Consider the following 21,278-nt stretch of genomic DNA (forward strand, 5'->3'; position numbering starts at 1 on the left):
ATTACTCTTGCTCGTACATGGGGGTTTCCGGATCGTGCAAATGGCAGGCGACATGCCCCTGCGGGATCGGGGTGTGACGCGGGGCCTTTTGCGTGCAGAGGTCCGTCGCACGCGGGCAACGGGGATGGAAGTGGCAGCCCGGCGGCGGCGCGATCGGGTTGGGGTAGGCCATGCCAAGCTGCGTGTCCGGCACGCCCAAACCCGGCTCGGGCGTCAGGACAGATTTCAGCAGCGCCTGTGTGTAGGGGTGACGCGGGGCGTCGAAGAGCCCGGCAACCGAGTTCTGCTCCACGATCTCGCCCAGATACATCACCGCCACGCGCGTGGCGAGGTGTTCGACCACCGCAAGATCGTGACTGATGAAGAGGTAAGTCAGGCCGAATTCTTCGCGCAGCTCGCCCAGAAGGTTAAGAATTTGGCTCTGCACCGACACATCCAGCGCCGAGGTCGGCTCGTCGCAGATCACCACCTCGGGCTTCATGATCAGCGCGCGGGCAATCGCCACACGTTGGCGTTGGCCGCCCGACATCTGGCTGGGGTAGGTGTTCATCACCCGCTGCGGCAGGCCGACAACGTCGAGGATTTCTTTGACCTTCTGCTTGCGGCTGGCCTCATCACCGATGCCATGCACGCGCAGGGGCAGGGAGATCACGTCATAGATGCTTTTGCGTGGGTTGAGCGAGGAATAAGGGTCTTGAAAGATCGGCTGGATGCGCCGCGCCAGCGCCAGACGACCCTGCTGCGTGATCTCTTCGCCGTCGATTTTGACATGACCGGCGGTGGGCTGTTCCAGCCCCAAAAGGATCTTGGCGAGGGTGGATTTACCGCAACCGGATTCGCCGACGAGGCCCAGCACCTCCCCTTGCCCAGTTGCAGCGATACGTCGTTCACAGCCGTCAGCGGTTTGACCTTGCCGAACATGCCCTGTTTCACCCGGTAGGTCTTGCTGACGCCCGAAAGCTCCAGCACCGGGGGTGTTTACGCTGTCCTTCATACGGTCAGCTCCTTCTCGGAATGGCGTTTGCCATCGGGGAAAATGCAGCGGAAGGCGTGGCTGCCCTCCTCTCTTTTCGGGATCTCGCCCCGGCATTCGGCAACCGCATGGGGGCAACGGGTGCGGAAGACGCAGCCCTCGACCTCGCCCACGAGCGAGGGCACGATGCCCGGGATGGTGCCCAGTTTCGCGCCGCGGTCGGTCTTGCCGGGCAGTGGGATGCAGCGCAGCAGCCCGCGGGTGTAGGGATGCGAGGGGGCGCCAAAGATGTCGCCCACCGGGCCGGTCTCAACCAACTCGCCCGCATACATCGCGGCGACCTTGTCGGCCACGCGGGCCACGACACCGAGGTCATGGGTGATCAAGATCACCGCCATGTTCATCTCGCGGCCAAGATCGTGCAGCAGCCGCAGGATCTGTGCTTGGATCGTCACGTCGAGCGCGGTTGTCGGCTCATCCGCGATGATCAGTTCCGGCTCGCACATCAGCGCCATGGCGATCATCACACGCTGGCGCAGACCGCCCGAGAGCTGGTGCGGATACTGCGAAAGACGGCTCTCTGCGGCGGTGATGCCGACTTTCTCCAGCAATTCAATCGCCCGGTCCCGCGCCTGCTGGCGGCTGACCTTGCGGTGCAAGAGCAGCGCCTCGGCCAATTGGTCGCCGATCGTATAGGCGGGGTTCAGCGAGGTCATCGGCTCTTGAAAGATCATCGCCATCCGCGCGCCGCGCAGTTTGCGCATCTGGCCTTGGCTGGCGGTGGTCAACTCGGTCCCGTCAAAGGTCATCCGATCCGCGTTTCGCTTGATGGATTTGCCCAAAAGCCCCATCAGCGCGAGCGAGGTGAGCGATTTGCCCGACCCGCTTTCGCCAACGATACACAGGGTCTCGCCACGGTTAAGGTCAAAGTCGATCCCACGCACCGCATGCAGGGTGCCGCTGCCCGTGGGAATGTCGAGCCGCAGGTTGCGGACGCTCAGAAGTGGTTCTGTCATGGGTCAGCTCCGGTTTTCGGGGGCGGTCACGTCGCGCAGGCCGTCACCCATCAGGTTGATCGCCAGCACCAGCACAAAGAGGACGGCACCGGGGATCAGCACAAGCCACGGCTCGAACAGCATCATGTTCTTACCTTCAGAGACCATAAGTCCCCAGCTTGGCGTCGGCGGTTGCACCCCAAGGCCAAGGAACGACAGTGCCGCTTCCAGCAGGATCGCGTGGGCCATTTCCAGCGTCACGACAACGATCAGATTGTTGGCGATATTGGGCATGATCTCAGACAAAAGGATGCGCGGGGTGGAGGCACCGATGACCTGAGCCGCCGCCACGTATTCGCGCCGCCGCACCTGCATGGTCGAGGCGCGCATCACCACGGCGAAACGATCCCAGAGCAGCAGACCCAGAACGCCGATCACGACCTGTAGCGAACCGCCAAGGATCGCCACAACCGCGAGGGCCACCAGCACCACCGGCATCGCCAGACGTACGTTGATCAGGAAGGTCACGACCGCATCGACTTTGCCACCGAAGTAGCCCGCAGCCACGCCCATGGCCGTGCCAATCACGCCCGAGATCAGCGCCGCCACGGCCCCGATCAACAGGGAAATCCGCGCACCATAGATCAGGCGCGACAGATAATCGCGGCCAAGGTGGTCGGTGCCCAAGGGATGCTCCCAATCGCCGCCAAGGAACACAGGCGGCTCCATCCGGGTCATCAGGCTTTGCGCATAGGGGTCATGGGGTGCGATCCATGGGGCGAGGATCGCGATGATCGTGAGGATGATCAGAACGATCGCCCCGATCAGCAGACCTTGGTGCCCAAAGACGCGCTTGCGCAGCATCTGGCCGGGGGTCGGGCCGGTGATTTCGTCCAAAAGGCTGTCATGTGTACCAGCGGTGATCATGTCAGCTGCTCCTCATGCGGGGGTCGAGCCATGCATTCAGCACGTCTGCGAGGAAGGTGAAAACGATGTAGAACATCGAGAAAATCAGGATCAGTGCCTGTACGGTGGGCAGGTCATTCCGCGCGATGCTTTCCCACGCCAGATAGCCTGCGCCATGCAGCGCAAAGATCGATTCAACCACGATGGAGCCGCCCAGCATGAAGCCCATCTGCACGGCGGCAAGGCTCACCACCGGGATGATCGCGTTGCGCAGCGCATGGCGGAACAGCACGCGGCGTTCATTGGCCCCCTTGGCCCGCGCGGTGCGGATATAGTCGGAGTTCAGAACATCCAGCATCCCGGCGCGCGTCAGGCGCATGATGGCGGGCATCGCGTAATAGCCCAGCACGATGGTCGGTAGAATGAAATGACGCCAAGTCTCGGTGCCCGATGGCGGTAGCCAGCCCAGTTGGATCGCAAAGACAACAATCAGGATCAAACCGAACCAAAAGCTGGGCATCGCTTGCCCGGCGACCGAGATGAACAGCGCTACACGGTCAATGATCGAATTGGGACGGATCGCGGCGACCACGCCAAGCGGCACGGCAGTCAGCAGCGCGAAGGTGATGCCGCAGACGCCCAGTATCATGGTAACACTGAGACGGTCGGCAATGAGCGAGGCAACCGGCAGGCGGAAATAGTAGCTCTCGCCAAAATCGCCCTGAATGGCCGAGAACAGCCATTCGCTATATTGCACCAACATGGGCCGGTCGAACCCGTAGAGACGGCGCAGCGCCTCGATGTCTTCGCCACTGGCGGTTTCGCCCGCAAGTGCTGCGGCGGGGTCGCCCGACAGGAACAGCAGGCTAAAGCTGATAAACGACACGGTAAAGGCCACGAGAAGGGCCAGTCCCAAGCGTTTGAGAATGAATTGAAGCACGGGTGCAACTACCTTGAGGCTGCGCCGCAGGCGGATGGCCTGCCGCGTGGGTCTGGGTGGGGTGCGGAAAAAAGCAGGGCAGGGGCACCGAGCACGGCGCCCCTGCGGATCGGTTTACTTCCAGCTGGCCGTGGTGAAGCGCAGAACTTCGTCGGCTGTGGGCGTGTAGTCCACCTCGTTGGTGGTCACGTAGTTGGTGTTGTAGGAGAACATCGGCGCCCAATAGGCTTCCTCGGTGATGCGTTCGATCGCTTTGGAGTAGTTCTCTTTGCGGACCTCTGGGTCGGTCGAGCTGTCGGCTGTGTTGAGGTATTCCAGCGTCTCATCGTCCATCGCATAGTCGAGCGAGCCATGTTTGAAGAACTGGCTGACCATGGCAGAGGCATCGTTGATCGAATAGCTGCCCCATGTCTGGAACGACACGGCGGTTTCGCCTTTCATGTTCTGCTCACGCAGGGCGGAATACTGCAACATCTTGAAGTTGGTATCGATGCCCACAGCGTTCAGGTAGCTTGAGATCGCTTCGGCATATTCGCGGTCGCGGTAGGCATAGAAGTCGATAGTCAGACCGTCTTCATAGCCCGCTTCGGCCAGCAGTTCCTTGGCCTTCTCGGGGTTGTACTCATACTCGACCGCCGCCTCTTCGTCGCAGCCAAACTGGCTGGGGAAGCAGGGGTGTAGACGACTTTGGACTTACCCTTGAGCAGCGCGTCGACCAGTTCCTGACGGTTGATCGCGTGGTTCACCGCTTTGCGCACGCGGATGTCGGTGAAGGGGCTGTCTTCGGAACGGCCCGCCGCATCCAACGTCAGATAACCCACACGCATGGTGGATTCGTTGGAGACCTGAAACTCATCCCGCTCGGCCAGTTTCTCGGCTTGGTCCGAAGGCACCTGCCAGATCAGGTCGAGCGACCCGCTGAACAGTTCCGCCATCTGGGTGTTCACATCCGGGATGGTGCGGATGTCGACGTTTTTGATGCTGGGCTTGCCTTTGGGGCTGTCATGGTAGCCTTCGTAGGCTTCCAGTTTGAAGTGCTGGCCGGGGACGACTTCGGTCACTTTGTAAGGGCCGGTTCCGACGGGTTTGAGGCCCATGCCTTCGGGGCCAGCTTCTTCGTAGTAGTCGCTGGGGTACATCGACACGGGGCCGGACAGGAATTCGATGGCCGCTGGGAATTTCTCTTTCAGCATGATCCGCACGGTGTAATCGTCGATCTTCTCGGCCGATTTCATCCAGTTCACGTTGCGCTGTGTTTTCACGCCGTTGGCCTCATCGGCCACGTAGTTGACGGTGAACACCACGTCATCGGCGGTGAAGTCCGACCCGTCGTGGAATTTCACACCTTCGCGCAGTTTGAATTCGATGGTCGTGTCGTCGATCCATTCCCATTCGGTGGCGAGGTTGCCCATGTATTCGTTGCTGACCGGATCGCGGTAGATCAACCCGTCCCAGACGGCGCGCTGCAGCACAACGCCTTCGCGCGATGAGTTGAAGTAGCTGTCGACGTTCTCAAGTTCTTTGGTGAAGGCGACGTTCAGCGTGTCGTCTGCCTTGTCCGCCCAAGCCGCACCCGTGGCGGCGGCAAGGATAAGGCCGGTGATGGTAGATTTCAGGACCGTGGATTTCATGGTCAACTCCCCTGTTGGTTTACGAATTCGGTTTCGTATCGTTTTTGACTTGCGAAGCGTATCATATAATAATACTTGATATCGCTATACGATTAGTAAACGCAATGAGCTTGGCATACGTCAAGCCCCGGTTTGAACAATTGGGCCGGTTTCAGGGGTAGGTGATTGGAAAAGAAGCAAAATACGCTCTATGTGGGATCACTTGCCAAGGGGCTGCGACTGCTCCGCGCTTTTGATGAATCGCATACGGAATTGTCACTGGTAGAGCTGGCCGCGCGCAGCGGGCTGGACAAAAGTGCCGTGCAACGCCTTGCGAATACGCTGCATATCGAAGGCATGTTGGAGAAGGATCCGGCCACCCGGCGCTATCGCCCCTCCCATGCATGGCTCGAACTGGCCTATGCTTATTACTGGTCAGATCAACTGGTCGGGCAGGCGATTCCCAAGCTGATCGACCTCAGCCAAGAGATCGGTGAGACGGTGAATCTGGCCGAGCTTTCCAAGGACCATATCATCTACGTCAGCCGCTTGCCCTGCCAACGGACCTACTTCGCGGCGACGGTGATCGGGCGGCGGCTGCCTGCGCTTTCGACATCGGCGGGGCGGGCGATCATCTCGACCTTCTCGCCCGAAGACCGGGAAGAGGCGATTGAGACTTGGCCGCTCAAGCCCTTTACCGCGCGCACCACGATGGACCGCGCCACGATCCGCAACAGCATCAATGAGGCCGTCCAACATGGCCATGCGATTTCAAGCGATCAGATGATTCTGTCAGAGATCGGTGTGGCTTGCCCGATCACCGGCCCAGACGGGCGCGCCTTTGCGGCGGTGCAATGTTCGGTCTCGGCTCACACCTGGACGCGCGAGCGGATCAGGGCCGAAATTCTGCCGCGGTTGCAGGACACGGCGAACGCGATTTCACCATCCTCACAGGTGCATCGGCGCTAGAAAAAGGCCGGAGCATTTCGCCCCGGCCTTTGATTTCTTATTCCCAGTTCAGCTTTTCTTCTCGCTGCCAGAACCGCAGCTTGCGGCAGGACTGAAGGAAGTCACCCGCATTCTCGGCAGAGACTTCCACCGTGCCCTCGTCCTTCTCAACGCCGGCGGCATTGAGCAGCGGATCGGCGGCTTTGGTCCACGCGATGAATTTGTTATGCGCAAAGGCGTCCGAGACGAAATCCTGCGAGGGTTTGTTCTTGGCGATCTTGTCAGCCTTTTCGTCGCCAAAGACCAAGGCCACCGCGTCAAAGACCACCGACGGCCCGCCGTCGATCTTTTCATCCGCCGCGCGGGTGCTGCCATCTGACAGGGTGACCCCTTGGATATGCGGCGTCACGATCGCGACCATCGCGCCCTCGTCGGCGAACGTTTTCTCCAAGGCTTCCACGATCGACGCATCGGCGCCCTCCGTCAGGAACAGACCCAGCTTGCGGCCCGCGAAAGTGTTCGGCGGGTTTTTCAGAATGCTGAGCGCATCTGATGGCGGCAGATCGGTGATCGGGGTCCGGGCGGGTGTGGCCGGTTCCGGCATCTCGGTCACGCCAAGACCTTCGGCCACTTGTTTGGCCAGATCGTCATGCACGTTCATCAGATGCGACAGCATCCGCAGGCGAATGCGCTCTTCCTGACATTTCGACAGTTCGAACGTATAGGCCGCCGCGATATGCTGCTGTTCGATCTCTGTCTGGCTGATGTAGAACTGCCGCGCTTGGCTGTAGTGGTCGGCGAATGTCTCAGAGCGCACGCGCTGTTTGGTGCCGCTGACCTCTTCCGCGTAGCTCTTGAACCCAATCTCCGGGTTTTCCCGGGGGCCGCCATCTTCGCCCCAGCTGTTGGGCTCATAGTTCACCCGGCCTTTGGGGTTGTGCATCGCCATATGGCCGTCTTGTTGGAAGTGATGAAACGGGCATTTCGGCGCGTTGATCGGAATATGGGTAAAGTTCGGCCCCCGAGGCGTTTGATCTGCGTGTCGAGATACGAGAAGTTCCGCCCTTGCAGCAGCGGGTCATTCGTGTGGTCGATCCCGCGCACGATGTTCTGGGTGCAAAAGGCCACCTGCTCGGTCTCGGCAAAAAAGTTGTCGACGTTGGCATCCAACGTCAGCGTGCCAATGATGCGCACCGGCACCTGTTCTTCGGGGATCAGCTTGGTCGCGTCGAGGATGTCGAACTCAAAGTTATCGGCGAATTCGTCGTCAAAGACCTGAATGCCCAGATCCCACTGCGGGAAATCGCCCGCGTCGATGGCATCCCACATGTCGCGGCGGTGGAAATCTGGGTCCGCCCCGTTGATTTTGAGCGCCTCGTTCCAGACCACCGATTGCACACCTTGCTTGGGCTTCCAGTGGAACTTGACGTAATGGGATTTGCCCTCGGCATTGACCAGCCGGAAGGTGTGGACGCCAAAGCCTTCCATGAAGCGGAAGGAGCGTGGGATCGCCCGGTCAGACATCTGCCACAGAGTCATGTGGATCGCCTCGGGAGAGAGCGACACGAAATCCCAGAAGTTGTCATGCGCCGATTGCGCCTGCGGGAAACCACGGTCGGGGGCGGGTTTGACAGAGTGGATGAGGTCGGGGAATTTGATCGCGTCTTGGATGAAGAACACGGGGATGTTGTTGCCGACCAAGTCCCAATTGCCCTCTTTGGTGTAGAACTTCGTGGCAAAGCCGCGCACGTCACGGGCCAGATCAAAGGACCCTTTGTTGCCCGCGACGGTTGAGAAGCGGGTGAAGGTCGGGGTCTTTTCGCCGACGCGCTGGAAAATATCAGCGGCAGAAAGCTCGGGGATCGCTTCTTTGAGTTCGAAATGCCCATGCACCCCGTAGCCGCGGGCGTGAACGACACGCTCTGGAATGCGCTCGTGATCGAAATGGAACATCTTTTCGCGAAAAACGTGATCTTCCATCAAGACCGGGCCGCGCGGGCCTGCTTTGAGCGAGTTTTGATCATCCGCGATCGGACCGCCCTGCGCGGTCGTCATCGTCTTTTCACGGTCCGTGGTTTGCTGGCGGGGTTCACCGCCTTTGCCAAGTTCTTTGTCTGTCATGATCTTTCTCCACAGCGCCCCCGGAAATAATCGGGAGGATTTCTTGCTAATATGTGGCGGGCACAGATGGCCGCTCCAGAGGGGCGGCAATCGCCCGACCCTATGAAAGTTCAACCGCCCCGGCGGTGCGGGGTTCCGATGTTTCTGCGACCTGAGCGGGAAAGTTCTCGCCCCTCCAGCAATTGGCTGGCGCCTGACCGGGCGACGCGGTTGCTTCCTCTCCCTCTGGCAGGTTTAGAAAGGCGCGCAGCTTCGCGATATGCGCAGGCAGTTCTCGGACCGGGACGCGCTGCGGTTGCGGAACCTGTGCGGGCCAGCACCCCAAAGTGCCGCGCTGCACCTGATCAAGAAGGGTCGCTACATTCGGCAAACAGTCGTCGGCCAAATATTCCGTTCCGGCCAGCCGAATACGCAGGGTATCCGCCATTCCGCCCGCCGCCCGTCCGACAAGCCTGCAAGAGGCTTCGACCCAGATGTCATCCGCGTGATGCACCCGAAGGCCCGCCGCCCGCGCGGCGCGGATGATCGCGCGGTCCTCGCCGCAGGGGATCGGGGCGAAGCCGCCGACGGCCTCATAGGCCGGGCGGGTAAAGCCAAGGCTGGCCCCCGGTGCTTCGCCGTGGCTGTTTTGCAGATCGGCGCAGTTGGGGGCATGGCGGGCGTAGAGTTCCAGCACCAAGCGGCGATAGGCGGACTCATTGGCCTCTAGGCCGGGGTCTTGCCCCGCCAAACAGGCGGCTTCTTCGGGGTTCAGCGTCACTCTGCCACAAAGGGCATCGTAGCGGTGCAGGTGTTGAATGCTGCGGGCGACCCAATCGGGGCTGACGCGGCAATCGGCATCGGTGGTCAGGATCTGGCGCAGATGGGGCATCTGTTCCATGGCCACGGCGCCGCCCTTCCGCCGCGCCGCTCCGACCCCCATGCCGGGCGGAAAGGTGAGGTCGAGCACAGAAAGGTCGATGCCATGTCGCGCCGCCGCCAGCATGGCAATCTTGGCGGTGTCGTCGTCGGTGTTGTTCACCACAAGGATCACGCGGATACGGTCGTTGCACTGCGGGGCAAGGGCGCTCAGGCAGGCGCCGATCCGCTCCGCCTCATTCCGGGCGGGGATGATGATTGCAGTGTCCTTCCAGCGCTCGAAACTCATGCCCGCTCCCCGGAAACGCGCGGTCGATGCGGTAGTTCTCGGTCTCACTCACGCAGGTGAATTCATGGGTGCTGAGCGCACGTGCAAAGCCCTCGAGCGCCTCTTCTCCCTGAAGCGGGTTCCCGGTGTCCCCGCGCCAAGTCACACAGATGATCTCGGCCTGTGGCCAACGGGTCGCGATGTCGGAGGCCAGATGCTCCAGCCCCGGATGATCCAGAAAATAAAGCACCTCTGACAGGATCAGCAGATCAAAGTCACCCTCGGGCAGGGGGCCGGGATAGAACCCTTGAATGAACCGCCCCTCAGGCACCGCTTGCCGCGCGGCGATGAGGGCGCTGGCCACGGCGTCCATCCCGGTATAACGCGCGCAAAGGTCAATCAGGTGCCGCGCCAATTGCCCATTGCCGCAGCCCAACTCAAAGGCCGAGCGGTAGCCATCTTGCGCAAGCGCCGCCCGTGTCGCCGCGAATTTGGCCTGCTCATAGGCGCTGTGCTCAAACCCCCAAGGATCGCTCGTCTCGGCATAAAGACCCTGAAGATGATCCAACCCCACGCCCATCACGGCATCCTCCAGAAAATCTCATCTTGCTGCGCGAAAAGGTCGATCATCGCACCGGGCAGGACAAACCCTTGGGGGTCGTCTTGCACGACCTGTCCAAGCTGGCTGCGATGCGCCCGGATCGCGGCGGTTTTGGCCCCACGGTAGGTGGCGGTGTCGAGGGTGAGGGGGCGTAGCCAGCGGTGTTCGCTGCGAAGTTCGGATCGTCAAAACGGCTCCAGACCGGGTAGCTGTGGAAATGCAGATCGGGGCGCTGCGCCCGCAACGCCTCGGCCAGTTTTGCGGTTGTCTGATGATCGCAATGTTTGTCTTCGCGGGCGGGAACAAAGACGTGCCGCGCGGCTTGGCTGTCGATCAGCGCTGCCAGCGCGGGCAGGATGTCGGCGGCGGAAACCTCATGCAAACGGCTGTCAGGGTGGCCGAGCCACGTCAGGTCCGCCGCGCCCCCGCCGAGGATTTCAATCGCCTCAATCAGCTCGCCGCGGCGCATTTCGGCCAATCGCTCCAGGGGCCATTCGCGAGAGGCGGGGTGGCTGGCGCTGCCATCGGTCACGCAAACGACATGCGCCCCGGCGCCAGCAAAGGCACGGGCCAAAAGGCCGCCGCAGCCGAGTGTTTCATCGTCGGGATGGGGCGCCAAGACCACGATCTTTTCGCGGCCCGACAGGGCATCGGCCAGAGGCGCGTTGCGGCTCATCCAAAGACACCCCAAGTCGCTTTTTCGCTGGAAAGTGCCTGGCCCGCGGCGCGTTGCAGAAAGGCGTCTCGCGCTGCTTGGCGCAGGTAGACCGACAGGTCCCGCGCCATGCGGCCAGTTTCGGATGAGGCCGTGAAATGCCGCAGGCCGAGGCTTTGCTCAACCGCTTTGATCGTGTCGAGGGCGACTTCCTCGGTGTAGAGCCGCGCCGCGATGGAGGTGCCGACGATGGTCTCTTCCTCGTGGTCGCCCACGCTGGCCTGACCTGCGCGTTCGACCAGTGCCATCCCGGCCCAGACCCGCATCAAGACCTGCATCAGTCGCGCCAATTGGGCTTCGGCCTCAAGCCGGTCCATATCGCGCAGGGCGCTGGCCGCCGCATCGATCAACCCCGCGGCCGCGCCAGCCTGAAGCGCCGCGATCCGCCAGACCCCGCCGACGAAATGCGGCTCTTTCAGGTAGTCACCCGGGGCACCAATCCGGGCCTCTTCGCCCAAGGGCAGCCCGGAGAAATTATACGTCCCCGAGGCCGTGGCCCGCATCCCCAGCATGTCCCATTGCGTGGCATCGCCCCGTCTCGGGTCGGTCACATCAATCAGCGCAAGCTGCACCTTGGGGCCGGAATTGAGCGAGATAAGCGCGTGGGTGACGGTGCCGAGACCAGAGGCGAAGATCTTCTCACCTTGCAACACACCGCCCTCGGCCGTTGCAGGCGTGCCGCCATCGGCCCCCAGACTCCCAACAGTCCGCCGTCTTTGATCACCTGTTTTGCGTGTTCTGCCTGTGCCGGACTGCCGTAGAGCCGGATCAGGCGCAGCGCGTTAACGTGGCCTTCCCACAAACGCCCCACGCTAAGATTGGCCGCACCGATCTGCATCAGCGCATGGGCGGTGCGCAGGGGAGGCAGCACCGTCTTCCAGCATCAGACCCGCGTCGCGCAGAATCTCGATGGAGGCGCTGATCGGTGCCGTGCCCGCCTCCTCGTCCGGCGCCGCTTTGCGCAATGCGCTTCGGGCCGCTTGAGAAAGGACATCCGGTTGAGAACTGGGCGGAAAAGGATCGAAACGCGGCGCACTGTTCATGACAGCTTCCGACAGCCGCTCACGGGTATAACCACCAGATCAAGCATCACGATTCAGCCCCCATTCATGAAACGGGCAGCCTGCGCGGTCGGCAGCACTGCCTTCGACAGTGCAACCGATCAACTTATGCCTTGGTTCCCCCTTACGTTGCAGCCGCGAGGGGGAGCCGATTTCAGCCCTCAGGAATCTCGCCCATCACCTTGGGCACATGGTATCCCTTTTGCACCGCGTCACGCGCGCGCAGCCGTTGGTACCACGCCCGGACATTGGGGTAATCGGCAAGGTCGATCTGCTGCCATTCATAGCGCGAGACCCAAGGCCAGCAGGCCATATCGGCGATGGAGTATTCGCCGCAAATGTGGTCGCGCCCCTCAAGCTGTTTGTCGAGCACGCCATAAAGCCGTTTGACCTCCGCGCCGAAGCGTTCTTCGGCATAGGCGGCCTTGCCGGGGTTGAAATGCAGGAAATGATGCGCCTGCCCGGCCATCGGGCCAAAGCCGCCCATCTGCCACATCAGCCATTGCATCACCTCGGCCCGCGCGGCCTGACCTTCGGGCAGAAAGCGGCCATATTTCTCGGCGAGGTAGACCATGATCGCGCCGGATTCCATCAAGCTCACCCCGGTGTCATGGTCCACGATGGCGGGGATTTTGTTGTTGGGGCTGATTTTGAGGAAGTCGGGACTGTGCTGCTCATCCTTGCTGATGTTGATGGGATGCACGTTATAGTCGATCCCCAATTCTTCCAGCAGGATCGAGACCTTGCGGCCGTTCGGGGTGGTCCATGTGTAAAGGTCAATCATCGCTTTGGTCCCATATGTAGATGCGCGGTTTAATTTCTTGCAATGTTAAGCAGGCGGCTTGTGGCGGGTCAACGCAAGGAACCGCAGCGGGGGCAGGGGGTTTGCTTAACAAGGCACTATTTGCGGAGCGAAGATGCAGAAAAGTGATCCCTTATCGCAGCCCGAATCGCTGATCGCGCGAAATCCGTTTTGGAAAAGCTTTGCGCGCGGGACATCCATATCGCCACCGCCGAAAGCTGCACCGGCGGGCTGGTTGCCGCCCTTCTGACGGATATCGAAGGTTGCTCTCATGCGTTTGAGCGTGGTTTCGTCAGTTATACGGATCAGTCCAAACACCAGCTTTTGGGGGTCGACCGGGCGCTTTTGAACGCATGTGGCGCGGTCTCCCGCCCTGTGGCGATTGCGATGGCCGAAGGGGCAATGGCGCGCTCAGGTGCGCAGATCGCCGTCTCGACCACCGGATTTGTCGGACCGGGACGCCCCGAGGACGAAGAGGGGCTTGTGCATTTTGCGCTTGCACGCGAGGGATGTAACACGGTTCATCGGGCCGAGTCCTTTGGGGCCATTGGCCGCGATGCTATCCGGCAGCGATGCCTTGAAACGATATTGGATATGTTGGAGGAGAGCCTGACGTGAGCAAGAGCCAAGCCGCCGCCTTTACCGCCTACCACCGTCACGGCTTTGTCCGGGTGGCGACCTGTACACCCCATGTGCGGCCTGCTGATGTGGCCTTCAACCGCGATAGCCTGCTGGACGAAATGCGCCGCGCCGATGCGGCGCGTGTTGATCTGCTGGTCTGTCCCGAACTGTCGCTCTCGTCCTATGCCATTGACGATCTGCACATGCAGGATGCGCTGTTGAATGCGGTGGAAGAGGCGCTTGGCGCGCTTGTCGAAGCCAGTGCCGAGATGACCCCCGTGATCATGCTCGGCGCGCCGCTGCGCCGGGAGGGGCGGCTGTACAACTGCGCCATCGCCATTTCGCGCGGGCAGGTGCTGGGCGTCGTGCCAAAGTCTTACCTGCCCAATTACCGCGAGTTCTATGAGAAACGCTGGTTCGCCCATGGCCGTGACACCGGCGGAGAGATCACCGTCGCGGGCCGCCGCGTGCCCTTTGGCGATGATCTGATTTTCGAGGCGACGGATCTGCCCGGCCTTATCTTCCACGCCGAAATCTGCGAAGACCTCTGGACGCCCGCGCCGCCTTCGTCGGATGCCGCACTCGGAGGGGCGCTGATCCTCGCCAATCTTTCGGCTTCCAACATCGTGATCGGCAAATCCTCTGACCGCCATCTGCTGTGCCGGTCGCAATCCATGCGCGCCTTTGCGGCCTATGTCTACTCCGCCGCCGGGCCGGGAGAGAGCACGACCGATCTGGCCTGGGACGGGCAGGGGATGATCCATGAGTTGGGCGATCTGCTGGCCGAATCCACCCGCTTCCCACTTGAGCCGGAGCTGACCATCGCCGATGTGGATTGCGGGCGTATCCAGTCAGAGCGGATGCGCACGGGCAGTTTCCATGATGCCGCGCGGCACCACGCGCCAGAGTTTCGCCGCGTCACCTTCGCCCATCAGCCGCATCATGAAAACGCCGGGCTGATCCGCCCGCTGCGCCGTTTTCCCTATGTGCCGAACCGCGAGAGCCACCTCGACCAAGACTGCTATGAGGCGTTCAACATTCAGGTCGAAGGGCTGCGCCGCCGGTTCGAGGCGACCAAGGGCAAGACCATGGTGATCGGCATTTCCGGCGGGCTGGATTCAACCCATGCGCTGATCGTGGCGGCCAAAGCCTGTGACCGTATGGGCATCCCGCGCGACCGTATTCTTGGGTTCACCATGCCCGGCTTTGCCACCTCCGAAGGGACCAAGTCCAACGCTTGGAAGCTGATGAAGGCGATGGGCATCACCGCCGATGAGATCGACATCCGCCCCGCCGCGCGGCAGATGCTGGAGGATATGGATCACCCCTTCTCAGGTGGGGAGCCGGTCTATGACATCACCTTTGAAAACGTGCAGGCCGGGCTGCGCACCGATTACCTTTTCCGGCTGGCCAACCAGCGGCAGGGCTTCGTCATCGGCACTGGCGATCTGAGTGAGCTGGCGCTTGGCTGGTGCACCTACGGCGTCGGCGACCAGATGAGCCATTACGCGGTGAACACCGGCGTGCCGAAAACGTTGATCCAGTATCTGATCCGTTGGGCCACCCGCTCGGGCCAGTTCGACGCAGAGACGGACGGGGTGCTGCAAGCCATTCTGGACACCGAAATCTCGCCCGAATTGGTGCCCGCAGGCGAAGATGAAGAGATCCAAAGCACCGAGGCGATGATCGGCCCCTACGAGCTGAACGACTTCTTTCTCTTTCACACCATGCGCTATGGGCTTGCGCCGTCAAAGGTGGCCTTTCTGGCGTGGCACGCATGGCACGACATCGAAAAAGGCCGCTGGCCCGAAGGCTTCCCGCAGGCCAAACGCAACGCCTATGACTTGGAAATCATCCGCCATTGGCTTGAGAAATTCCTGCACCGCTTCTTTGCCACCAGCCAGTTCAAACGCTCGGCCTTGCCGAATGGGCCCAAGGTCAGCGCCGGGGGCGCGTTATCGCCGCGCGGCGACTGGCGCGCGCCTTCGGATAGTGTCGCAACCCCGTGGTTGGAAGAGTTGCGCAGCAGCGTGCCGGAAAGCTGGCCGAAAGGCTAAGCCGCGCTATTCCTCGCGGCTCAACTCACCTTCGACAAAGTTCGGGGTCAGCGGCGGTGCCGCGTGCCGCTCTTGGGTTTCAGGATCGCTGCGCAGGGTCATGCGCAGCAGCCCCCATGCCACGATGATAAGTTGAAAGCCGCCAAGCGCCAGCGGCAGGCCGCGCGGCCCCAGCGTATCCAGCAGCACACCCGCCAGCAGCGGGCCGATTGCCGCGCCAATCCCCTGCATCAACACCAAACCGCCCGAAACGGCCACCACCGCCGAGCCGGGGGCGCGGTCGTTGACATGGGCGATCACGATGGACTGCGCAGGCAGGACCAGCCCGCCGATGGCGAACCCCAGAACCAGCAGCATCGTCCCCGTCGGCGCCGGGATCGGCAGGGTCAGCAACATCAAGGCGCTGCCTGCGGCGGCTAGCCCCACGCCAAGACCCCGGCGGCTCATCCGGTCGGACATCCAACCCAGCGGGAACTGAAGCACCAGGCCGCCGATGGTAAAGGCCGCGATCAGCAGGGCGATGCGGGACTGCGTGTATCCCATTTCCTGAGCAAAGAGTGGTGCCAGCCCGTAGAATGTCCCGATGGAGGCCCCGACCAGCCCCGCGGCCACCGCGCCATAGGGCGACAGGCCCCAAAGGCGGCGCAGTGAAGGCGGCTCTTGCGCGCCCTCAGAGCGCGGCCCTTCCACGCGGCTTAGCGAAATTGGCACCAGCGACAGTGACATGACGATCGAGACGAGCACGAAGAGGATGAACTCAGCCGGATCCCCAAGGTTAAGCAGGAACTGCCCCGCCGCCCCCGACGCCATGCCGACCATGCCATAAACCGCCAGCAACTTGCCCCGCTGCGCGGAACTGACCGACGCATTGAGCCAGCTTTCCGTGACGATGATTAACCCGGCAAAGGCGAAACCCGTCAGGCAGCGCACCGCGATCCAGACCCAAGGATCGACAAAGGCCAAATGCATCAGCGCCGCCGCAGAGGCGACAGAGGCGAGCGCGGCAAAGGTGCGGATGTGCCCCACGCCGCTGATCAGCCGCGGCGCGACGAAAGACCCAATGCTCAGCCCCGCGAAAAAGCCCGACATGATCAGGCCGGTGGTCGCCCCGCCAAACCCCTCAAGCCCCGCGCGCACGGCCAAAAGCGTGCCTTGCAGTCCGTTGCTCATCTGCAAAAGCGAGAAGCCCAGTAGCAGTGTCGCCAGTGGTAGAACCGTCGCGCGCATGATGTCCCCTTTGGTCTTTTGTCTGGCCTTGGCCCCGGTGATTGCCTGGCCTTTGAGCCGGAATATGTGCGGCGGCAATCGAATTTCTAGTAATCAACCCCCGCGCCCTTTCACCGGGCTGGGTTCCGCGCCATAGTGGTAACAGCCAGCGGCCCCGTCAGGGAATGCCCGGCCATTGATCAAGCAGATTTGACGTGCCTTTTTCGGGGGATGCTCAATTATGCGCCTTGTAAAACAATTTGAAAGCGCATCCCCGTGAAATCCCTGCGCCAATTTTTCGTATTTTTGCTGGTTCTCATTGCTGGTCTTTACATGATGTTGACCTTCGTCCCCGCCTCCCGCCCCTATCTGGCTGAGACGGGTCTGCTCGATCTTTTGGGGATCGAGGTCGCATCGCAAGAGCCGGGGTCGTCAGGCCGCGGTTGGGGTGGCGGCGGGCCCTCGCTGGTTGTCACGGCAGCGGTCAGCCAAGAGACCTTGGCCGACCGGATCACCGCCATCGGCGACGGGCGCGCGCGCCGCTCGGTCACGCTGCGCTCCAACGCCGTGGGGGTCCTCACCGACCTCAACCTGCCCGCCGGACAGTTGATCGAGGCGGGCACCGTGGTCGCCCTGCTTGAGAATGAGGCCGAGCAGATCGCCCTGAAACAAGCCGAATTGCAGCTTGAAAACGCCCGGACCGAGCAAGACCGGGTGAAACGGTTGCAAAATACCGGCGCCGTCAGCGAAGTGCGACTACGCGAGACGGAATTGGCCCTTCAAAGCGCCGAACTTGCGCTTAGCCAAGCGCAGTTCGATCTGTCACAACGCCGCATCCTCGCGCCGATCTCGGGCTGGGTGGGGATCACCGACATCGAAGAAGGCGACCGGGTGAGTGCGCAGGATCAACTGGCCACCATCACCGACCGCAGCGAGATCCTGATCGATTTCCGCGTGCCCGAGCGGGTGGTGGGCAAGCTGGACCTTGGCAAAGAAATCACGGTCACCCCGCTTGGGATGCGTGATTTGACGCTGACGGGCGAGGTCAGCGCCATCGACAGCGTGATCGACCGCGCCAGCCGCACGCTTTTGGTCCAAGGCCGGGTGCCGAACGCAGACGACCAGTTGCGCGCGGGCATGGCCTTTTCGGTCAGCCTTACCTTTGTCGGCGACCCTTTCTTGGCGATCCCGCCGCTCGCGGTGCAATGGTCCTCGGACGGGCCATTTGTCTGGACGGTGCGGGAGGGCAAGGCGCATCAAGTCGCGGTCGAAATCGCGCAGCGCAACAGCAATTCCGTTCTTGTCCTGTCGGAGGGTCTGACCGCCGAAGATGTGGTGGTGACCGAAGGCGTGCAAACCCTGCGCGAAGGCGGTGATGTGCAAGACGCCAACCGCGCGGGCAGCGTGCAATCGGGTGCCGCGCCTTCGCGGAAGACCACCCTATGAGCGCCGCACCCTCGGGCGAAGGCCCGCCGCCCCCGCCTCCGGAGCGGGCACGGCGCTCTTCGTGCGGCGGCCAATCCTCGCCTTTGTGTTGAATGCGCTGATTGTGCTGGCGGGCATCGCCGCGCTTTTTGGCGCCGAGGTGCGTGAGCTTCCCAATGTCGACCGGCCCGTCGTTACCGTCACCACGACATTCTCGGGCGCGTCCCCGGAATCCGTTGATCAGGAATTGACGGGGCGGATCGAAGGGGCGGTAGGCCGCGTCTCGGGTGTGCGGGCGATTTCCTCGAACTCCCGCTTTGGGCGCAGCCGGGTCACGCTTGAGTTCAACGACAGCACCGATATCGACGTGGCTGCGACCGATGTGCGCGACGCGGTGGCGCGGATCGTGAACCAACTGCCCGAGGGCGCCGAGCAGCCGCAGATCGTCAAAGCCGACGCCAACGCCCAGCCGGTGATGCGTATCGCCGTGACCTCCATGGGCCGCTCGCCCGAAGAATTGACCAAACTGGTGCAGGACCGCGTCGAAGACCGGCTGATCTCGGTCAACGGGGTGGCGGATTTGCAGGTCTATGGTGACCGCGAACCGTTTTTCCGCGTCGATATTGATCAGTTGGAACTGGCCAGCCGGGGCCTGACCTTGGGTGACATCCAGCGCGCCTTGGCCGATGTCGCCTATGACGCGCCTGCGGGTGATCTGGCCGGGGACCGGCAGTCGATCAACGTGCGCACCACCGCCAGTGTCGCGACCACGCAGGCCTTTGAGGCGATGGAGATCAAAGAGAATGTCCTGCTCGGCGATGTGGCCACCGTGACGCTCGGCCCCGCCGATGGTGAGACGATCCTGCGGGCCAATGGGCAGTTGGGTCTGGGCATCGGCATCATCCGACAGGCGACCTCGAACACGCTTGAGATTTCGCGCGATGTGCGCGCCGTGGTGGCAGAGTTGAACGAGACGTTGCCCCAAGACGTGCGGATTTTCGTGACCTCTGATGATGCGACCTTTATCTCTGGCTCGATCCGCGAGGTGCTGTCGACGCTGGCCTTTGCCGTGGGCATCGTGGTGGCGGTGATCTTTATATTTCTGCGCGACTTCCGCGCCACGCTGATCCCGGCGCTGACCCTACCCGTGGCGTTGATCGGCACTTTGGCGGCGATCTATCTGGTCGGGTTTTCGATCAACATCCTGACCCTTTTGGCACTGGTTCTGGCCACCGGCATGGTTGTGGATGACGCGATTGTGGTGCTAGAGAACATCGTGCGCCAGCGCGCGGCGGGGATGGGGCCACGGGCGGCGGCGGTGCTGGGCACTTCGCAGGTGTTCTTTGCCGTGGTAACCACCACGGCCACGCTGGCGGCGGTCTTTATCCCGCTGTCGTTCCTGCCCGGTCAGGCGGGCGGGCTCTTTCGGGAGTTTGGCTTTACCCTCGCCATCGCGGTGATGCTGTCCTCGGTGGTGGCGCTGAGCCTTTGTCCGGTGTTGGCCAGCCGTCTGCTGACCAAACCAGTGGCGGAGAACCCGCGTGGCCCTGTCGTGGCGCTTGGCAATGCGTTGTTTCGGCTCTACGCCGCGACCCTCAAATGGGCGCTGGCGATGCCCTATGTCGTGGTGCTGATCGCGGCCTTTGTGGCGTTGACGGCAGTGCTGGTGGCGGGCGAAATTCGCCAAGAGTTGACCCCGCGCGAAGATCGCGCCGTGGCGCTGCTCAGCGTGTCAGCCCCGCAGGGCGTCTCGCTCGATTACACCCAAGCCAAGATGCGCGAGATCGAAGACTTGATCACCCCACTGCAAGAGGCGGGCGAGGTGACGAACATCTTCTCCATCACCGGGTTTGGCGCGGATAATCGCGGGTTCATGGTCTTCACCCTTGCCGGTTGGGAAGACCGCGCGCGCAGCCAAGATGAGATCGTGGGGCAGATCAACGGCAAGCTGCGCGGCATCGTCGGCGTGCGGGCCTTTGCGATCCAGCCCAACTCCCTCGGTATTCGCGGGGCGGGGCGGGGGCTGTCTTTCGCGATCACGGGCAACAATTATGAGCAACTGTCGCAGGTCGCGCAGGCCATGGTGGACCGGCTGAGCACTGACCCCGCGATGGGCCAAGTGCCGCTGGAATATGAGCGCACGCAGCCACAGCTTTTCGTGCAGATCGACCGGACGCTCGCGGCTGATTTGGGCGTCGACATCACCGGTCTGGGCCAAGCCTTGCAAGCCATGCTCGACGGGCGCGAGGTGGCATCGGTCTTTATCGACGACACCAGCTACGGCGTGCAGATGTTGTCGACCTCGGACCCGGTGAACGACCCGCGCGACCTTGAGAACGTCTTTGTCCAATCGGGCAACGGACAGATGATTTCGCTGGCCAGTTTTGTCACCCTCGAAGAGCGCGCCGTCGCCCCTGAGCTGGACCGGGAGGGGCAGAACCGCTCGGTCGAGATCTCAGCCGGGCTGACGCCGGGCCTGTCGCTGGGCGATGCACTGGCGCAGGTGCGGACGGTCGGCCAAGAGGTGCTGGACGAAGAGAACCTGATCGTCCCCTTGGCCGAAGCCGCCGCCTTGGATCAAACCAGTTCCGGGCTGTTCGTGACCTTCGGCTTTGCGATCCTTGTGGTTTTCCTTGTCCTCGCCGCGCAGTTCGAGAGTTTCGTCTCTGCCATCGTGGTGATGGCCACGGTGCCTTTGGGCCTTGCCTGCGCGATTTTCGCGCTGCTGATGACCGGGCAAAGTCTGAACGTCTATAGCCAGATCGGGCTGGTCATGCTGATCGGGATCATGGCCAAGAACGGGATTTTGATTGTTGAATTCGCCAACCAGCTGCGCGATCAGGGCGCGGATATTCACGGCGCGATCTTTGGTGCCTCTACCATCCGCCTGCGCCCAGTGATGATGACGATGACCTCGACCGTGCTGGGGGGCGTGCCGCTGATCCTGTCCTCGGGCGCGGGGGACGAGGCGCGCGAGGCGCTCGGCTGGGTGATTGTCGGCGGCTTGGGCATGGCCACGCTTTCGACGCTCTATCTCACACCTGTCGCCTATTTCTTGCTGGCACGTTTCACCACGCCCAAAGCCGCCGAAGAAGCCCGCCTGCAGGCCGAATTGTCAGAGGCGCAATTGGTCTGAGCGGCCGTTGCCGCCGATATTTCTGCGCCCATGCA

Annotated in this window: 16 protein-coding genes and 2 pseudogenes; 5 read left to right on the plus strand and 13 right to left on the minus strand. The window is 62.2% G+C overall.

The genetic code is table 11. The annotated features are described in order from the left end of the window. Position 1: 1 nt before the first annotated feature. The 6 genes and pseudogenes from ACFQAU_RS20115 to ACFQAU_RS20140 form a co-directional block, all read right to left on the minus strand. A pseudogene (locus ACFQAU_RS20115) lies at positions 2-994 on the minus strand (ABC transporter ATP-binding protein). Next, entirely contained in the window at positions 991-1,989 is a 999-nt protein-coding gene (locus tag ACFQAU_RS20120; protein WP_132445297.1) for an ABC transporter ATP-binding protein, read from the minus strand. The pseudogene ACFQAU_RS20115 and the gene ACFQAU_RS20120 overlap by 4 nt, the downstream one beginning before the upstream one ends. A 3-nt stretch (positions 1,990-1,992) precedes the next feature. After that, positions 1,993-2,895 (minus strand): ABC transporter permease, encoded by a 903-nt coding sequence (locus ACFQAU_RS20125; protein ID WP_120352353.1) that lies wholly within the window; start codon positions 2,893-2,895, stop codon positions 1,993-1,995. A gap of 1 nt (position 2,896) precedes the next feature. Next, positions 2,897-3,814, minus strand: a complete 918-nt coding sequence (locus tag ACFQAU_RS20130) for an ABC transporter permease (protein ID WP_132445294.1) — start codon at positions 3,812-3,814, stop codon at positions 2,897-2,899. Positions 3,815-3,928: 114 nt separating this feature from the next. After that, positions 3,929-4,411, minus strand: coding sequence for a periplasmic substrate-binding domain-containing protein (locus ACFQAU_RS20135; protein ID WP_386285110.1), 483 nt, complete (start codon positions 4,409-4,411; stop codon positions 3,929-3,931). Continuing rightward, positions 4,378-5,445: an ABC transporter substrate-binding protein gene (locus ACFQAU_RS20140; protein ID WP_386284857.1), complete on the minus strand. Its 1,068-nt coding sequence runs from the start codon at positions 5,443-5,445 to the stop codon at positions 4,378-4,380. The genes ACFQAU_RS20135 and ACFQAU_RS20140 overlap by 34 nt, the downstream gene beginning before the upstream one ends. Before the next feature lie 165 nt (positions 5,446-5,610). Between ACFQAU_RS20140 and ACFQAU_RS20145 the strand changes: the two genes are divergently transcribed. Further along, entirely contained in the window at positions 5,611-6,393 is a 783-nt protein-coding gene (locus ACFQAU_RS20145) for an IclR family transcriptional regulator (protein WP_067936249.1), read from the plus strand. A gap of 37 nt (positions 6,394-6,430) precedes the next feature. Here the strand turns inward: ACFQAU_RS20145 and ACFQAU_RS20150 are convergent. From ACFQAU_RS20150 to ACFQAU_RS20175, 6 genes and pseudogenes are all read right to left on the minus strand, one after another. Further along, positions 6,431-8,493, minus strand: a pseudogene (locus ACFQAU_RS20150) (catalase). Between the two features lie 100 nt (positions 8,494-8,593). Next, on the minus strand, positions 8,594-9,640 hold the full coding sequence (locus ACFQAU_RS20155) for a glycosyltransferase family 2 protein (RefSeq protein WP_132445285.1): 1,047 nt from the start codon (positions 9,638-9,640) through the stop codon (positions 8,594-8,596). Then, the gene (locus ACFQAU_RS20160; protein WP_386284862.1) at positions 9,588-10,199 is read right to left on the minus strand and encodes a class I SAM-dependent methyltransferase; all 612 of its coding nucleotides are present in this window, start codon (positions 10,197-10,199) and stop codon (positions 9,588-9,590) included. The genes ACFQAU_RS20155 and ACFQAU_RS20160 overlap by 53 nt, the downstream gene beginning before the upstream one ends. A gap of 46 nt (positions 10,200-10,245) precedes the next feature. Beyond that, positions 10,246-10,896 (minus strand): PIG-L deacetylase family protein, encoded by a 651-nt coding sequence (locus ACFQAU_RS20165; RefSeq protein ID WP_386284865.1) that lies wholly within the window; start codon positions 10,894-10,896, stop codon positions 10,246-10,248. Continuing rightward, a complete protein-coding gene (locus ACFQAU_RS20170) occupies positions 10,893-11,585 on the minus strand; it encodes an acyl-CoA dehydrogenase (protein ID WP_386284868.1) in 693 nt (230 codons plus the stop codon). The genes ACFQAU_RS20165 and ACFQAU_RS20170 overlap by 4 nt, the downstream gene beginning before the upstream one ends. Positions 11,586-12,150: 565 nt before the next feature. Further along, positions 12,151-12,780 carry a glutathione S-transferase family protein gene (locus ACFQAU_RS20175; RefSeq protein ID WP_132445273.1) on the minus strand — a complete coding sequence of 210 codons (630 nt, stop codon included), beginning with the start codon at positions 12,778-12,780 and terminating at the stop codon, positions 12,151-12,153. A gap of 189 nt (positions 12,781-12,969) precedes the next feature. Here ACFQAU_RS20175 and ACFQAU_RS20180 point away from each other — a divergent pair, with 189 nt between their 5' ends. Both ACFQAU_RS20180 and ACFQAU_RS20185 read left to right on the plus strand, forming a co-directional pair. Next, positions 12,970-13,416, plus strand: coding sequence for a CinA family protein (locus tag ACFQAU_RS20180; RefSeq protein ID WP_240791620.1), 447 nt, complete (start codon positions 12,970-12,972; stop codon positions 13,414-13,416). Beyond that, positions 13,413-15,476, plus strand: coding sequence for an NAD(+) synthase (locus ACFQAU_RS20185; RefSeq protein ID WP_132445267.1), 2,064 nt, complete (start codon positions 13,413-13,415; stop codon positions 15,474-15,476). The genes ACFQAU_RS20180 and ACFQAU_RS20185 overlap by 4 nt, the downstream gene beginning before the upstream one ends. A 6-nt stretch (positions 15,477-15,482) precedes the next feature. Here the strand turns inward: ACFQAU_RS20185 and ACFQAU_RS20190 are convergent, their stop codons facing one another. After that, positions 15,483-16,703: an MFS transporter gene (locus tag ACFQAU_RS20190; RefSeq protein WP_067916452.1), complete on the minus strand. Its 1,221-nt coding sequence runs from the start codon at positions 16,701-16,703 to the stop codon at positions 15,483-15,485. Between the two features lie 255 nt (positions 16,704-16,958). On the opposite strand from ACFQAU_RS20190, the gene ACFQAU_RS20195 reads away from it, so the two are divergent. Next, a complete protein-coding gene (locus tag ACFQAU_RS20195) occupies positions 16,959-18,128 on the plus strand; it encodes an efflux RND transporter periplasmic adaptor subunit (RefSeq protein WP_132445264.1) in 1,170 nt (389 codons plus the stop codon). Positions 18,129-18,189: 61 nt separating this feature from the next. Beyond that, positions 18,190-21,243 (plus strand): efflux RND transporter permease subunit, encoded by a 3,054-nt coding sequence (locus ACFQAU_RS20200; protein WP_386284897.1) that lies wholly within the window; start codon positions 18,190-18,192, stop codon positions 21,241-21,243. Positions 21,244-21,278: the final 35 nt, after the last annotated feature.

The organism is Sulfitobacter profundi, assembly GCF_042661425.1.
Lineage (GTDB): Bacteria > Pseudomonadota > Alphaproteobacteria > Rhodobacterales > Rhodobacteraceae > Sulfitobacter > Sulfitobacter profundi.

Bases quoted from the DNA above. Each gene is read 5' to 3' on its own strand.
- ACFQAU_RS20140 (WP_386284857.1), bottom strand. From the start codon at position 5,445: ATGAAATCCACGGTCCTGAAATCTACCATCACCGGCCTTATCCTTGCC.
- ACFQAU_RS20120 (WP_132445297.1), bottom strand. From the start codon at position 1,989: ATGACAGAACCACTTCTGAGCGTCCGCAACCTGCGGCTCGACATTCCC.
- ACFQAU_RS20190 (WP_067916452.1), bottom strand. From the start codon at position 16,703: ATGCGCGCGACGGTTCTACCACTGGCGACACTGCTACTGGGCTTCTCG.
- ACFQAU_RS20125 (WP_120352353.1), bottom strand. From the start codon at position 2,895: ATGATCACCGCTGGTACACATGACAGCCTTTTGGACGAAATCACCGGC.
- ACFQAU_RS20165 (WP_386284865.1), bottom strand. From the start codon at position 10,896: ATGAGCCGCAACGCGCCTCTGGCCGATGCCCTGTCGGGCCGCGAAAAG.
- ACFQAU_RS20175 (WP_132445273.1), bottom strand. From the start codon at position 12,780: ATGATTGACCTTTACACATGGACCACCCCGAACGGCCGCAAGGTCTCG.
- ACFQAU_RS20160 (WP_386284862.1), bottom strand. From the start codon at position 10,199: ATGGGCGTGGGGTTGGATCATCTTCAGGGTCTTTATGCCGAGACGAGC.
- ACFQAU_RS20155 (WP_132445285.1), bottom strand. From the start codon at position 9,640: ATGAGTTTCGAGCGCTGGAAGGACACTGCAATCATCATCCCCGCCCGG.